The following is a 13654-nucleotide window of genomic DNA, read 5'->3' on the forward strand; positions in this document are numbered from 1 at the left end:
GTGAATTCATTTTTTGCACCTCATCAGTTATTTAATTTATAACCTCTGAACGTGTCTAAAACTATTAAACCACTTCAGTGAGGGCAGCAGGCCGCAGAAATCTTACCGCATCACCGCCTCTTCAACTGGCGGCTTCTCCAGCAGCGTCAGCATCGTATTCGCAATTTCCCGCTCGCCCATCACTACCTGGTTAGCTCCGCGCTCGGTAATGTACTCCACTTCGTCGTCATAATGCGCCCGGGCGATAATCTCGATATGAGGGCACTTTGCGCGCGCTGAGGCCACAATCTCACCGGCTTCGTAGCCGTTCGGAATGGTCAGCAGCAGCCAGCGTGCGCACTCCAGGTGCGCCAGATGCATGGTTTCTTCATTGGCGGCATTGCCCAGCACTGCCTGGATGTTGCGTTCGCGCAGTTCATCTACACGGGTGCGTGAGGTTTCAATCACCACCAGCGGAATACCCTGTGCCATCAGTTTCTCACCCAGCAGACTACCCACGCGGCCAAAGCCGACCAGCAGCGCATGATTGCAGATATCCACCGGGATCTGTTTCTCTTCTTCTATCGCCTCTTCCAGCGTCTGCTCTTCAAGGGTTTCGGTTTTATCGAGGTATTTTTCCAGCAGCGCGAACAGCACCGGGTTCAGCATAATGGAGAGGATTGCCCCCGCCAGCACCAGATTTTGCCCCGCCTGCGGCAGCAGGTTCAGCGCCATACCCAGACCGGCCAGAATAAAGGCGAATTCACCAATCTGTGCCAGGCTGGCGGCGATGGTCAGCGCCGTACGCGGCGAGTGACCAAACAGGCGCACCAGGAAGAAAGCCGCAACCGACTTGCCAAAGATGATGATCGCCAGCGTACCCAGCACGGCCAGCGGTTGTTGAATCAGGATCAGTGGGTCGAACAGCATCCCGACGGAGACAAAGAACAGTACAGCGAAAGCATCACGCAGCGGCAGGGTGTCGTGCGCGGCACGATGGCTCAGCTCGGATTCGTTCAGCACCATCCCGGCGAAGAACGCGCCAAGCGCAAAGGAGACATCAAACAGCTCGACGGCACCAAAGGCGATACCCAGCGCCAGGGCGAGCACGGAAAGGGTAAACAGTTCGCGGGAGCCGGTCGCTGCGCTGCGGGACATGATCCACGGTACAAGGCGACGCCCCACCAGCATCATAATGGCGATAAAGGCCACAACCTTACCGATGGTGATGCTCATATCCAGCGCCAGTGAAGCGAAGCCGACGTTATCTTTTTCCATCATCCCGGCGACAGCTGGCAGTAAAACCAACGTCAGCACCATCACCAGGTCTTCGACAATCAGCCAGCCTATTGCGATTTGTCCGCGCTGGCTGTCTATCAGCTGCCTCTCTTCAAGCGCACGCAGCAACACCACGGTACTGGCGGTTGAAAGACACAGTCCAAAAACGATCCCGGTCATCAGTGACCAGCCCAGCACTGCCGAAAGCGCCATTCCCAGCAGCGTCGCCACCCCGATCTGGGCGATCGCTCCCGGTATGGCGATAGACTTTACCGCCATCAAATCCTTCAGTGAAAAATGCAGACCAACGCCGAACATCAGCAGGATCACGCCCAATTCCGCCAGCTCGGGAGCCAGTTTTGTATCCGCCACAAAACCTGGCGTAAATGGCCCTGCCAGCACACCCGCTAACAGATAGCCCACGAGAGGAGAAATGCGCAGTTTATTGGCAATCATGCCGAGGATAAAAGCGAGCACAAGTCCACCAACAATGGTGGTGATAAGCGGTGTGGCGTGATGCATTCCGTCTCCTTTTCGTAGTGGGTGTTCCATTTTGGGCAAAAAAATCCAAATACCGGGTAATAGTTTATGACAATTTTTACGCTTATGTTTATGAATAATTGTTGAAGTTTGAATAAAACAGCAACATGCGTGAAAAAAAGGAAGGTTGTGACAAATTAAGAGAGGGATGAAGAGGAAACCCTTATGGGATAAGGGGATCAGGTCGCTAAAGTTAAACTTTAGCGACCATCAAATCATGCTTTATGACGGTTGTCAGGCAGGAATACGGTCAACATCCCCAAAAGTGGCAGGAAAGCGCAGATTTTATAAACCAGGAAGATACTGGTGTGATCGGCAACCATCCCTAATACCGCTGCGCCCAGGCCGCCCATACCGAAGGCGAAACCGAAGAACAGACCGGAAACCATGCCGATTCGCCCCGGTAAAAGCTCTTGTGCATAGACCAGAATGGCCGAAAAAGCCGAGGCCAGAATAAAACCAATGATGACGGTCAAAATCCCTGTCCATTCAAGGCTGGCGTACGGTAAAACGAGGGTAAATGGGGTAACACCCAGGATAGAGCCCCAAATGACATATTTACGGCCAATCTTATCGCCAACAGGCCCGCCAATCACCGTTCCTGCAGCGACGGCAAACAGGAAAGCAAACAGGTGGATCTGGGCATTCTGGACAGATAAGCCGAACTTTTGCATCAGATAAAAGGTGTAATAGCTGCTGATGCTTGCCATGTAGAAGTATTTCGAGAAAATCAGGATCAACAGCACCGATATCGCCAGGATAATCTTATTCCGGGGAAGAGGGTTGATGACCTTCGCTTTAGGTTTACCTTTATTCACGCGATGCTGAGCGGCATACCAGCGGCTGATCTGCGCAAGCACGATAATGGCCAGCAGTGCGGCCAGAACAAACCACGCCACGTTGCCTTTGCCGTAAGGGGCAATAATCACTGCCGCCAGCAGGGGGCCGAGGGAGCTACCAAAGTTACCCCCTACCTGGAACAGAGACTGCGCCAGCCCGTGACGACCGCCGGAGGCCATACGTGCCACGCGGGACGATTCCGGGTGGAAGACCGATGAACCGGTCCCCACCAGCGCGGCGGCGATCAGTACCGCTTCAAAGCTACCGGCCATCGCCAGCAGAACCAGCCCGCTTAAGGTGAAGCACATACCAACCGGCAGTGACCACGGCATCGGGTATTTGTCCGTCCAGTAACCTACGACGGGCTGCAGCAGCGAGGAGGTGAGCTGGAAGGTCAGGGTGATCATCCCGATCTGCACAAAAGTTAATGAAAACTCGGACTGTAGCAGCGGGTAGATTGCCAGGATCAGCGACTGGATCATGTCGTTGAGCAGATGAGAAAGACTGATTGCGCCTAAAACTTTAAAGGAAGTGCGCGATTTCGGCGGTGACGCCGGAGAGCCTGAAACAGGCTGGGTTGATTCACTGATTGCCATAAATACCACGTCATCTGTTATCAGAAATGCAGGGTGTAATTATTATCCAACTAACATACCTGTCTGTGGCATTTGAAGAAAGTCGCAATTTTTAAAACTTATTTGTCTATTCTTGTTACTCATTGTAATTTTTGCATTGCCTATTGGTCAGGGAGAGAGAAGATGAAGTTAATGAAGCGTGGCGTCGCGTTGGCGCTAATCGCCGTCTGGGGACTGGCAAGCCTGCCTGCGCAGGCGTATGAAAAAGACAAAACCTATAAAATTACTATTCTGCATACCAACGATCACCACGGTCATTTCTGGCGCAGTGAATACGGCGAATATGGTCTGTCGGCGCAAAAAACGCTGGTGGATGGCATTCGTAAAGAGGTTGCTGCCCAGGGAGGGAGCGTACTGCTGCTGTCCGGTGGGGATATCAATACCGGCGTGCCGGAGTCAGATTTACAGGATGCTGAGCCAGATTTTCGCGGTATGAATTTAATAGGTTATGACGCAATGGCCGTTGGTAACCATGAGTTTGATAACCCGCTGACCGTTCTGCGCCAGCAGGAAAAGTGGGCTAAATTCCCGCTCCTCTCCGCCAACATTTATCAGAAAAGCACCGGTGAACGCCTGTTCAAACCGTGGGCGCTGTTTAAGCGTCAGGATTTGAAGATCGCAGTGATTGGTTTAACCACCGACGATACGGCGAAAATTGGTAACCCCGAGTTCTTTACCGATATCGAATTCCGTAAACCGGCAGACGAAGCAAAGCTGGTGATCCAGGAATTACAGCAGAATGAAAAACCGGACGTAATCATCGCTGCGACCCATATGGGTCACTACGATAACGGTGAGCACGGTTCTAATGCACCGGGCGATGTAGAGATGGCGCGCAGCCTGCCAGCGGGCTCGCTGGCGATGATTGTGGGCGGTCACTCACAAGATCCGGTGTGCATGGCGTCAGAGAATAAAAAGCAGGTGGATTACGTGCCGGGTACGCCGTGCGCGCCAGACCGCCAGAACGGTATCTGGATCGTGCAGGCTCACGAGTGGGGTAAATACGTAGGCCGTGCGGATTTTGAATTCCGTAACGGCGAGATGAAACTGGTGCATTACCAGCTCATCCCGGTCAACCTGAAGAAGAAAGTGACTTACCCTGACGGGAAAAGTGAGCGCGTACTTTACACCCCGGAGATTGCTGAGAATCAGCAGATGCTCTCTCTGCTGACACCGTTCCAGAATAAAGGTAAGGCGCAGCTCGATGTGAAGATTGGCACGCTCAATGGCCGCCTGGAAGGGGATCGCAGCAAAGTACGCTTTGTGCAGACCAACATGGGTCACCTCGTGCTGGCAGCACAGATGGCACGTACCGGCGCTGACTTTGGCGTGATGAGCGGCGGCGGTATTCGTGATTCCATTGAGGGCGGAAATATTACCTATAAAGATGTGCTGAAGGTGCAGCCGTTCGGCAACATCGTGGTCTATGCCGATATGAGCGGAAAAGAGGTCATTGAGTACCTGACTGCGGTAGCGCAGATGAAGCCCGATTCCGGTGCATATCCGCAGTTTGCCAACGTCAGCTTTGTGGCGAAAGACGGCAAACTTAATGACCTCAAAATCAAAGGCGAGCCGGTCGATCCTGCCAAAACGTACCGTATGGCGACCTTAAGCTTTAACGCCACGGGCGGTGATGGTTATCCGCATATTGATAACAAACCGGGTTACGTCAATACCGGTTTTATTGATGCGGAAGTGCTGAAGCAGTTCATCGAGCAAAATTCACCGATTGACGTGAATGCGTATGAACCGAAAGGTGAGGTGAGCTGGCAGTAACAGCGCTATTTTGTTCGCCATTTTGAACGCGGGCAGTGCCCGGGATCCTCACGTACGCCGTGTACGTTTCGGTTCCTGCGCGCTGTCCGCGAAAAGAATCAATCCCTGCGCGCAATATCCGCAAACGTCGCATCCAGTATTTTCGCCAGATCGCCTGCCGCCAGTTCGATATCCAGCCCGCGCTTGCCGCCAGAAATATAGATAGTCCCGAATTCCTGAGAAGGGGCATCAATCAGCGTTGGTAGCCGTTTTTTCTGTCCCAGTGGGCTGATCCCCCCCACCAGATAGCCAGTGGTGCGTTGGGCAACCATCGGGTCTGCCATATCGACCTTTTTCGCCCCCAGTGCTTTGGCGACTTTCTTCAGATCCAGCTGCCCGGCGACAGGTGTCACCGCGACGGCGAGGTGCTTCATATCGCCATTCACCGCCACCAGCAGCGTTTTGTACACCTGGTCGGCATTCAGCCCCAGCTTGCGCACCACTTCATCACCAAAGTTGGTTTCGTTCGGATCGTGATCGTAAGTGTGGATCCGGAAGGCGATTTTGTTTTTTTCGAGTAATTTAACGGCGGGAGTCATAGCTATCCTTCTTACGACAAACAATTTATGCCTGGAGTATACGCCTGACGTTTGTCTAAAAAATAGCACCATCTTGCGCAATAGTGTTGGCAGTGATGGTCACTTTGAGCGACAATCGGCTCAACCGAAGGTCTCCTTCGGCATAATAAAAACGATGAAATTCCTCTTTGACGGGCCAATAGAAATATTGGCCACTTTTTTATTTTAACAGTGACGGCAAATTCCCTTCTCCGTACAAATGCAATGCACCCACCGCAACAACGTAATGCCCGGCAGGCAGGGCATTCAGCGTTTCTCGCCATGCTTCATTGCGCGTGTTCATGAGCACATCATACAACGATTCACTGAACGTGGACGGCAGCGTAAGCTTACTGTCCGTTGGCGGCGCATCCAGCCACCAGCCGATCATCGTCTGCAGCAAGCGGGCATTGGTGTGCCAGTGGGTCAGGGTATCCTCCAGCAGTATCTGTCCATCATCCGGTAACTGACGAAGCAGGGCAATCTGGCTGTCGGCCCCTTCCAGCTCAATAACCGGAAGATGGCGTGCCCGCGCAACGTTCAGCAACTGATAGTCGATGCCATAATCTCCACGCAGGCCAAGACGCTGAGCCTGGGTGGCCTGCAATATCATCGCGATTTGCCATAGCGGCAGATTTTCCAGCATGGCCAGCGAAACGCCCGTTTCATCTGCCACCCGTTCCAGTTCGCGCAGCTGTGTTTCGCTAAGACGCTCAGCCAGTGGAATATCGCTCTCAAGCCCGACAAACGGCGACTCGTGGCCTGAAATATCGGCCTCGACAATCAGCGCATCGGCCTGTTTTAGCAGCTTTAACAGACCGGGTGGCAGGGGAGACATATCCTGTGTCCCCATATGGATGCTGCCCACAAGATGCAGATGCTGCCCACCGGGAAGTGAGATATCCATACCGGGCCAGGCATAGCGACGGGGGAAGAGGGCGCGAAACGATGCTTTTATACGGCTAAACAGACTCATACGCGCTCCCTGAATAGAAAGACTCATGCTAGCGCGTGGGGATGGGCGGTGCAACTGCTGAACCGGTGGGCATTTTCGTAGGCCGGGGACGCGAGCGCGCCACCCGGCTGTTTTGCATCACTCTTTCGGTTTAAACCTCAACAACCGGTTTGCGTTACTCACCACGGTAATGGAGGAGAGTGCCATTGCGGCACCTGCCACCACCGGGTTCAGCAGCGTGCCGGTCAGCGGCCACAAAATTCCGGCGGCAATCGGGATGCCGAGCGAGTTGTAGATAAACGCGCCCAACAGGTTCTGCTTCATATTGCGCAGGGTCGCTTTTGAAATGGCCAGCGCATCCGCAACGCCCATCAGGCTGTGGCGCATCAGCGTAATCGCCGCGGTTTCAATGGCGACATCGCTCCCACCGCCCATCGCAATACCCACTTCTGCCTGCGCCAGCGCCGGGGCGTCGTTGATCCCGTCGCCCACCATCGCGACCTGGCGGCCCTGGCTCTGCAGTTTCTTGATTGCATCGGCTTTGCCATCCGGCAGTACGCCCGCAATCACCTCATCAATACCTGCCTCTTTGGCAATGGCGTTGGCGGTTGTTGGGTTATCTCCGGTCAGCATCACCAGACGATAGCCTGCGCGGTGCAGACGTTTAAGGGCGTCCACGCTGTCCTGTCGCAACGGATCGCGAACGGCCAATAGCGCGGCGGCTTTGCCGTCTATGGCGAGCAGAACCGGCGTTGCTCCCTGTGATGCCTGAACGTGCAGTTCACTCTCCAGGGCTGACGTATCAATGCCGTTTTCATTCAGTAACGCCCGGTTACCGAGCAGCAGCGTATGGTCTTCGGCTTCACCGCTCACGCCCAGTCCGCGCAGGGTGCGGAAGTTGCTCACCTGCGGCAGGCTGGCGTTTTCCGCTTTTTCTATAATGGCGCGCGCCAGTGGGTGGCTGGAACCTTGCTCCAGCGCAGCGGCCAGGCGCAGTGCTTCAGCGTCAGAAATGCCCACGGTATTCACCGCCACGACCTGCGGTTTACCTTCTGTCAGCGTACCGGTTTTATCAAAGACCAGCGTGTCGAGCGTACTGGCGCGCTGCAGGGCGTCGGCATCGCGTACCAGCACGCCAAACTCGGCGGCGCGGCCAACGCCTGAGATAATCGACATCGGTGTCGCGAGGCCGAGCGCACACGGACAGGCAATAATCAGTACCGTGGTGGCAATGACCAGGGTGTAGACAATCTGAGGGGCCGGGCCGAAGAAATACCAGATAGCCGCGCTCAGCAGCGCAATACAGACCACCACCGGGACAAAAATGGCGGAAATTTTATCGGCAAGCTGGCCAATTTCCGGTTTACTGCTCTGCGCCTGGCGCACCATGCGAATAATACGTGACAGCGTGGTGTGGCTGCCGACTGCACTGGCGCGGAACAGCACGCTACCGTCCTGTACCACCGTTCCCGCATGGACAGCATCGCCCGATGATTTTTGCTGCGGGATGGGTTCCCCGGTCAGCATTGCTTCGTCAAACCAGGCTTCACCCTGGGTAATTTCACCGTCAACGGGAACGCGGTCGCCGGTGGTCAGGCGCAGCGTCATGCCGGGTTGAACGTCGGCCAGCGGGACGCTTTTCTCGCCGTCGTCTGTCACCACACGCGCTGTCGGCGGAGTCAAATCGAGCAATCTTTCCAGCGCTTTTGAGGAGCGCTGACGGGCACGAGCTTCGAGCATATGGCCTAAATTAATCAGACCGATAATCATCGCACTCGCTTCATAATAGAGATGACGCGCTTCCATCGGGAACCACTGCGGCCAGACGTTAACGCTCATCGAGTAAAGCCATGCCGCTCCGGTACCCAGTGCCACCAGCGTATCCATCGTCGCGGTGCGGTTTTTCAGGCTCTTCCAGGCGCTGGAATAGAAATGGCCGCCCGCAAAAACCATCACGGCGAGTGTCATCACCCCAATCACCAGCCACAGAGTGCGGTTATCATCGGTGACCATCATGTTGTCACCCATCATGCCCCACACCATCACCGGAATACCGACCAGCAGTGCAACAATCGCCTGCCAGCGGAAGCGTTTCATGGTGGCGATGGCCGTTTCCTGCTGGCGTTCGCGGCGTTCAGCATCATCTTCGATGGCTTCTGCGCCGTAGCCTGCTTTCTCTACCGCCTGCACTAAATCTGCGGCGGAGGCACTGCCCATCACCAGCGCAGTACGCTCCGCAAGGTTGACCCGTGCCTGTGCGACGCCCGGTACGGCCTGCAATGCATTTTGTACCCGGGAGACACAGCTGGCGCAGCTCATGCCGTTGATCAGCAGCTGTTGGCTGTCATCAATATCATCAGCTACCGGAAGCTCAGGAGTGGCCGCTGTCAGTGCTTCCGACGGGAGTGATGACTCTGCCAGCGGTTTAGCCTTTGGGTGGCTCAACTCCGCCCCGTAGCCCGCTTGTTTGATGGTATCAATCAGCGCATCTGCGCTGGCACTGCCAGTGACGGCGGCATGATCGATAGTCACTTCAGCGCTCTCAACATCAGGACGCTGTTCCAGGCTTTCTTTAACGCGTTTGACACAGTGGCCGCAGGAGAGGCCGTCCAGTGTCAGGTCTATAGTGTGAGACATAACAAAACTCCCGTATAATGATCTGGTCAGTTGTTGACCTGTAAGACGCTTTTCGCTAACTGTTATGAAGGTTAAACCTTCCATCAAGGGGAAGGTCAAGGGGGAAATGTGAATATCAGTGATGTTGCCAAAAAAACCGGATTGACCAGCAAAGCGATTCGTTTTTATGAAGAGAAAGGGCTGGTGACGCCGCCGCTGCGTAGCGAAAATGGCTACCGTAGTTACACGCAGCTGCATCTCGATGAACTGACATTACTGCGTCAGGCAAGACAGGTAGGTTTTAACCTTGAAGAGTGTGGTGAGCTGGTCAACCTGTTCAACGATCCGAAACGCCACAGCGCAGACGTGAAAAAGCGTACGCTGGAAAAAGTGGCTGAAATTGAACGCCACATCACCGGGTTACAGGCGATGCGCAAACAGCTTCTGGCACTGGCGGAATCCTGTCCGGGGGATGACAGCGCCGAGTGCCCGATTATCGAAAATCTTGCCGGCTGCTGTCATCGTAAGGCAAATGCTTAACAGGCTTTGACCCGCAGGGTTATCCCTTCCACGGCCACGACCTCAACCCGCGTACCGGCGCTGAGGTCATCGTCAGCGACCACAGGCCACGAGCTATCGCCCACGCGCATGTGTCCGCGCCCGTTCACCAGCGCCGTGTCGAGCGTAAAACGCTGGCCGACAATTTGCTGTCCGCGCTGATTGAGATGGGCGTCCACGGGATCCTGCTCTTTGACCTGCCGGTTCAGCCAGCGCCACCACAGCCACGCCGCCACCAGCGTAAGCACGGCAAACAGCGCGCCCTGCCACTCCCAGCTGATGGGCAGTAGCCAGACAGTAAGCCCGGTCGTGACCGCAGCGACACCGCTCCAGAGCAGATATCCGTTGCCGCCAAGCATCTCTGCGGCCAGCAATAAGCCACCCAGGCTTAGCCAGAAGGCGTGGGGATGTGCGACGATAAGCTCAATCATTTTCTGCGCTCGTTTCCGCTGTCTTTGATGAGCTCGGCGATACCGGCAATCGAACCCATCAGGCTGCTGGCATCCAGTGGCATCATCACCACTTTACTGTTATTCGCAGAGCCAATCTCTTTCAGCGCGTCGGTATATTTTTGTGCCACGAAATAGTTCACGGCCTGGATGTCACCCGCAGCAATCGCCTCGGAGACCATCTGGGTCGCGCGGGCTTCCGCTTCGGCTGAACGTTCACGCGCTTCGGCCTGTAAAAATGCCGACTGGCGATCGCCCTCGGCTTTCAGGATCTGCGACTGCTTTTCCCCTTCGGCTTTCAGGATCTCGGCCTGACGCACCCCTTCGGCTTCAAGAATATAGGCGCGCTTGGTTCGTTCGGCTTTCATCTGGGCATTCATGGAGGCGATAAGCTCCGCCGGTGGGCGAACGTCGCGGATCTCAATACGGGTGACTTTAATCCCCCACGGATTCGTCGCTTCGTCGACAATATGCAGCAGACGGGTGTTGATGCTGTCGCGCTGAGAGAGCATTTCGTCCAGCTCCATAGAACCGAGCACGGTACGGATATTGGTCATCGTCAGGTTAACGATAGCCAGCTCCAGGTTGCTCACTTCATATGCCGCTTTCGGGGCGTCAATCACCTGGATAAAACAGACGGCATCAATGGTGACGTTGGCGTTATCTTTAGAGATAATTTCCTGGGAGGGAATATCCAGCACCTGTTCCATCATGTTGATCTTGCGACCAATCCTGTCCATGAAAGGGACAATCAGGCTTAAGCCCGGCTGGAGCGTATTGGTATAACGGCCAAAGCGTTCAACAGTCCACTGGAAGCCCTGCGGGACAATTTTTACCCCTGCGCCGACGATAACCAGCGCGACGAAGATAAGAACCGGAACAACAATGAGCATAAAAACCTCCTGTTTTGCATGCCTGCGTGGGAAATAATTGCGAGTTTATTGACCCTAAGTATAAGAGGAAAGTCGCCTTGCAATCACTAAAGCCAGTAGACTACTGCTAATTATTGGGATGAAGACAGAGAATAAAATGAAGGATAACAGCGCGATCCTGACGATTGCTGATGTTGGTTACCGGGTGGGCGACACCACAATTCTGGAAAACGTCAGTTTTACCGTCTCACCTGGGGAGTTTCGTTTAATTACCGGCCCGTCGGGCTGCGGAAAAAGCACCTTACTGAAAATCATCGCGTCGCTGCTAAGCCCAACCTCGGGAAGGATTTTTTTCGACGGAAAGGACATTGCCACGCTCTCGCCAGAGCATTATCGCCAGCAGGTTTCTTACTCGGTACAAACGCCTGCCCTGTTTGGTGAAACGGTTTATGACAACCTGATTTTCCCCTGGCAAATCCGTCATCAGACGCCTGATCCCGCACGGTTAATTGCCGATCTGGAACGTTTTGGTTTGTCGCAGGAAACGCTCACAAAATCCGTTTCCGAACTTTCCGGCGGTGAAAAACAGCGCGTCTCATTGATCCGTAACCTGCAGTTTTTACCAAAGGTCCTGCTGCTGGATGAAATTACCAGTGCGCTGGATGACGTCAACAAGCGCAATGTGAATGACATTATCCACCGCTATGCGAAGGAGCAGAACATTGCCGTGCTGTGGGTGACGCACGACGTGAGTGAAATAGAACACGCGGATGAAGTGATGAGACTGCAGCCGCAGGGTAGTCAAAAGCGGGAGACACATCGTGGGTGAACACAACATTACCAACGAATCGCTGGCGTTTTCGATGGTGCTGGTACTGGTGGCGATTATCGTTAGCTATCGGGAGAAGCTGGGGCTGGAAAAGGACATTATCTGGAGCATCTGCCGTGCAGTGGTTCAGCTGGTGCTCGTGGGCTATGTGCTCAAGTACATCTTCAATGTCGATAATGCGGTGCTGACGCTACTGATGGTGCTGTTTATCTGCTTCAACGCGGCGTGGAACGCGCAAAAACGCAGTAAATACATTGATAAGGCGTTTGTCTCTTCGTTTATCGCCATTACCACCGGAACGGCACTAACGCTGGCAGTGCTGGTGTTCTCAGGCTCCATTGCCTTTACGCCGATGCAGGTTATCCCCATTTCCGGGATGATTGCGGGTAATGCGATGGTGGCGGTAGGGCTGTGCTACAACAATCTGGGACAACGCTTTAGCAGTGAACAACAGCAGCTGCAGGAGAAACTAAGCCTCGGGGCGACGCCGAAAATCGCGTCGGCACGACTGATTCGCGAGAGTATTCGCTCGTCGCTGATCCCGACGGTAGACTCGGCTAAAACGGTTGGGCTGGTGAGCTTACCGGGAATGATGTCGGGGCTGATTTTTGCCGGGATTGACCCGGTAAAAGCCATTAAGTATCAGATTATGGTGACATTTATGTTGCTTTCGACGGCAAGCCTGTCGACCATTATTGCCTGCTACTTAACCTACCGGAAGTTTTACAATGCGCGCCATCAACTGGTGGTTGCGCAGTTGAAAAACGTGCGGTGAATTGCCCCTCACCCCTCAGAAGAGAGGGTGAGGGGCATTTTGCATCAGTACAACAGCGCGTACAGTTGACGACGATACTTCGATGCCAGCGCGTCACCGGTACCCAGTGCGGCCAGAATTTCCTGGAACATTTTACGCGCCTGGCCGTCGGCGGCAGCCAGATCTTTTTGCAGATGGCTGAACAGCAATTCCAGTGCCTCTTCGTTACGCCCTACCTGGTGCAGTTGCAGTGCCAGCTGGCTTGCCAGTGCAGCATCGGCCGGGTTGTCCGCGACCTGCTGTTGTAGCAGCTGGATCTCGGGAGTATCCGCCGCCTGTTTCAGCAGTTCAATTTGCGCCACCAGCCCCTGATAACGGGTATCCTGATCCTGCATAGGGATCGTTTTCAGGACAGCTTCTGCATCTTCTGAACGGTGCAGGGCAATCTGCGTCTCAGCCAGCAGCAGGCCAATCTGGCTATTCTGATTCGACAGCTGCCACGCATCTTTCAGCAGCGGCAGCGCCTCGTCATATTTGCCTTCCTGCATCAGCGCGACGGCTTCCTGCGCTTTCAGCTCTTCTTCGCGTGGCAGAACTTTATCCAGCAGGGCGCGAATTGCTTCTTCAGGCTGCGGCCCCTGGAAGCCATCGACAGGCTGACCATTCTGGAACAGATACACTGTTGGGATCGCACGCAGGCCAAACTGAGATGCCACCATTGGCTCAGCATCGCAGTCAAGTTTTGCGAGAATGAACTGACCATTGTATTGCGCGGCAAGGCTTTCCAGTACCGGCGTCAGCTGCAGACAGTGTTGGCTGCGTTCAGACCAGAAGTAGAACAGCACCGGCTTAGCCATCGATTGTTCGAGGACCTGTTGCAGGTTAGCTTCAGTAATGTTGACGATATTCTGTACGGACATGAGGCATTCTCTTTTATCGGTTTGTTCTTTACATGGGGGTCAGCGACGACGCTTCAA

Annotated in this window: 12 protein-coding genes; 4 read left to right on the plus strand and 8 right to left on the minus strand. The window is 54.5% G+C overall.

The genetic code is table 11. From position 1 onward, the window contains the following. Nucleotides 1-102: 102 nt before the first annotated feature. Both ybaL and ACJ9N4_RS13085 read right to left on the minus strand, forming a co-directional pair. Complete coding sequence (gene ybaL, locus ACJ9N4_RS13080) at nucleotides 103-1779, minus strand: YbaL family putative K(+) efflux transporter (RefSeq protein ID WP_182919515.1); 1677 nt, start codon at nucleotides 1777-1779, stop codon at nucleotides 103-105. A gap of 233 nt (nucleotides 1780-2012) precedes the next feature. After that, nucleotides 2013-3233 carry an MFS transporter gene (locus ACJ9N4_RS13085; protein WP_182273990.1) on the minus strand — a complete coding sequence of 407 codons (1221 nt, stop codon included), beginning with the start codon at nucleotides 3231-3233 and terminating at the stop codon, nucleotides 2013-2015. A 162-nt stretch (nucleotides 3234-3395) separates the two neighbouring features. Between ACJ9N4_RS13085 and ushA the strand changes: the two genes are divergently transcribed. Then, nucleotides 3396-5048 carry a bifunctional UDP-sugar hydrolase/5'-nucleotidase UshA gene (gene ushA / locus ACJ9N4_RS13090; protein ID WP_182273991.1) on the plus strand — a complete coding sequence of 551 codons (1653 nt, stop codon included), beginning with the start codon at nucleotides 3396-3398 and terminating at the stop codon, nucleotides 5046-5048. A 98-nt stretch (nucleotides 5049-5146) separates the two neighbouring features. Here the strand turns inward: ushA and ybaK are convergent, their stop codons facing one another. The 3 genes from ybaK to copA all read right to left on the minus strand — a co-directional run bounded on the left by ybaK (nucleotide 5147) and on the right by copA (nucleotide 9236). Next, nucleotides 5147-5626: a Cys-tRNA(Pro)/Cys-tRNA(Cys) deacylase YbaK gene (gene ybaK, locus ACJ9N4_RS13095; protein ID WP_182919517.1), complete on the minus strand. Its 480-nt coding sequence runs from the start codon at nucleotides 5624-5626 to the stop codon at nucleotides 5147-5149. A gap of 199 nt (nucleotides 5627-5825) precedes the next feature. After that, nucleotides 5826-6620, minus strand: a complete 795-nt coding sequence (locus tag ACJ9N4_RS13100) for a TraB/GumN family protein (protein ID WP_411500537.1) — start codon at nucleotides 6618-6620, stop codon at nucleotides 5826-5828. Nucleotides 6621-6737: 117 nt separating this feature from the next. After that, a complete protein-coding gene (copA, locus tag ACJ9N4_RS13105) occupies nucleotides 6738-9236 on the minus strand; it encodes a copper-exporting P-type ATPase CopA (protein ID WP_182919519.1) in 2499 nt (832 codons plus the stop codon). A 108-nt stretch (nucleotides 9237-9344) separates the two neighbouring features. Between copA and cueR the strand changes: the two genes are divergently transcribed. Beyond that, nucleotides 9345-9755 carry a Cu(I)-responsive transcriptional regulator gene (gene cueR / locus ACJ9N4_RS13110; RefSeq protein ID WP_182273995.1) on the plus strand — a complete coding sequence of 137 codons (411 nt, stop codon included), beginning with the start codon at nucleotides 9345-9347 and terminating at the stop codon, nucleotides 9753-9755. Here the strand turns inward: cueR and ACJ9N4_RS13115 are convergent. Together ACJ9N4_RS13115 and ACJ9N4_RS13120 are read right to left on the minus strand one after the other, a co-directional pair. Next, the gene (locus tag ACJ9N4_RS13115; protein ID WP_182273996.1) at nucleotides 9752-10204 is read right to left on the minus strand and encodes an NfeD family protein; all 453 of its coding nucleotides are present in this window, start codon (nucleotides 10202-10204) and stop codon (nucleotides 9752-9754) included. The genes cueR and ACJ9N4_RS13115 overlap by 4 nt on opposite strands. Beyond that, nucleotides 10201-11115 carry an SPFH domain-containing protein gene (locus ACJ9N4_RS13120; RefSeq protein WP_182273997.1) on the minus strand — a complete coding sequence of 305 codons (915 nt, stop codon included), beginning with the start codon at nucleotides 11113-11115 and terminating at the stop codon, nucleotides 10201-10203. Before ACJ9N4_RS13120 ends, ACJ9N4_RS13115 begins: the two co-directional genes overlap by 4 nt. A gap of 136 nt (nucleotides 11116-11251) precedes the next feature. Here ACJ9N4_RS13120 and fetA point away from each other — a divergent pair, with 136 nt between their 5' ends. Together fetA and fetB are read left to right on the plus strand one after the other, a co-directional pair. After that, nucleotides 11252-11923, plus strand: coding sequence for an iron efflux ABC transporter ATP-binding subunit FetA (gene fetA, locus ACJ9N4_RS13125; RefSeq protein WP_182919520.1), 672 nt, complete (start codon nucleotides 11252-11254; stop codon nucleotides 11921-11923). Further along, the gene (gene fetB / locus ACJ9N4_RS13130; protein ID WP_182273999.1) at nucleotides 11916-12698 is read left to right on the plus strand and encodes an iron efflux ABC transporter permease subunit FetB; all 783 of its coding nucleotides are present in this window, start codon (nucleotides 11916-11918) and stop codon (nucleotides 12696-12698) included. Before fetA ends, fetB begins: the two co-directional genes overlap by 8 nt. A 44-nt stretch (nucleotides 12699-12742) precedes the next feature. Here fetB and ACJ9N4_RS13135 read toward each other — a convergent pair whose 3' ends face one another. Then, complete coding sequence (locus ACJ9N4_RS13135; RefSeq protein ID WP_182274000.1) at nucleotides 12743-13597, minus strand: co-chaperone YbbN; 855 nt, start codon at nucleotides 13595-13597, stop codon at nucleotides 12743-12745. Nucleotides 13598-13654 lie beyond the last annotated feature (57 nt).

This window comes from Enterobacter sp. LM3, from assembly GCF_046622475.1.
GTDB classification, from domain to species: Bacteria; Pseudomonadota; Gammaproteobacteria; order Enterobacterales; family Enterobacteriaceae; genus Enterobacter; species Enterobacter cloacae_P.

Coding starts and splice junctions, on each gene's coding strand:
- ybaL (WP_182919515.1), bottom strand. CDS start 1,779: ATGCATCACGCCACACCGCTTATCACCACCATTGTTGGTGGACTTGTG.
- ACJ9N4_RS13085 (WP_182273990.1), bottom strand. CDS start 3,233: ATGGCAATCAGTGAATCAACCCAGCCTGTTTCAGGCTCTCCGGCGTCA.
- ushA (WP_182273991.1), top strand. CDS start 3,396: ATGAAGTTAATGAAGCGTGGCGTCGCGTTGGCGCTAATCGCCGTCTGG.
- ybaK (WP_182919517.1), bottom strand. CDS start 5,626: ATGACTCCCGCCGTTAAATTACTCGAAAAAAACAAAATCGCCTTCCGG.
- ACJ9N4_RS13100 (WP_411500537.1), bottom strand. CDS start 6,620: ATGAGTCTGTTTAGCCGTATAAAAGCATCGTTTCGCGCCCTCTTCCCC.
- copA (WP_182919519.1), bottom strand. CDS start 9,236: ATGTCTCACACTATAGACCTGACACTGGACGGCCTCTCCTGCGGCCAC.
- ACJ9N4_RS13115 (WP_182273996.1), bottom strand. CDS start 10,204: ATGATTGAGCTTATCGTCGCACATCCCCACGCCTTCTGGCTAAGCCTG.
- ACJ9N4_RS13120 (WP_182273997.1), bottom strand. CDS start 11,115: ATGCTCATTGTTGTTCCGGTTCTTATCTTCGTCGCGCTGGTTATCGTC.
- fetA (WP_182919520.1), top strand. CDS start 11,252: ATGAAGGATAACAGCGCGATCCTGACGATTGCTGATGTTGGTTACCGG.
- ACJ9N4_RS13135 (WP_182274000.1), bottom strand. CDS start 13,597: ATGTCCGTACAGAATATCGTCAACATTACTGAAGCTAACCTGCAACAG.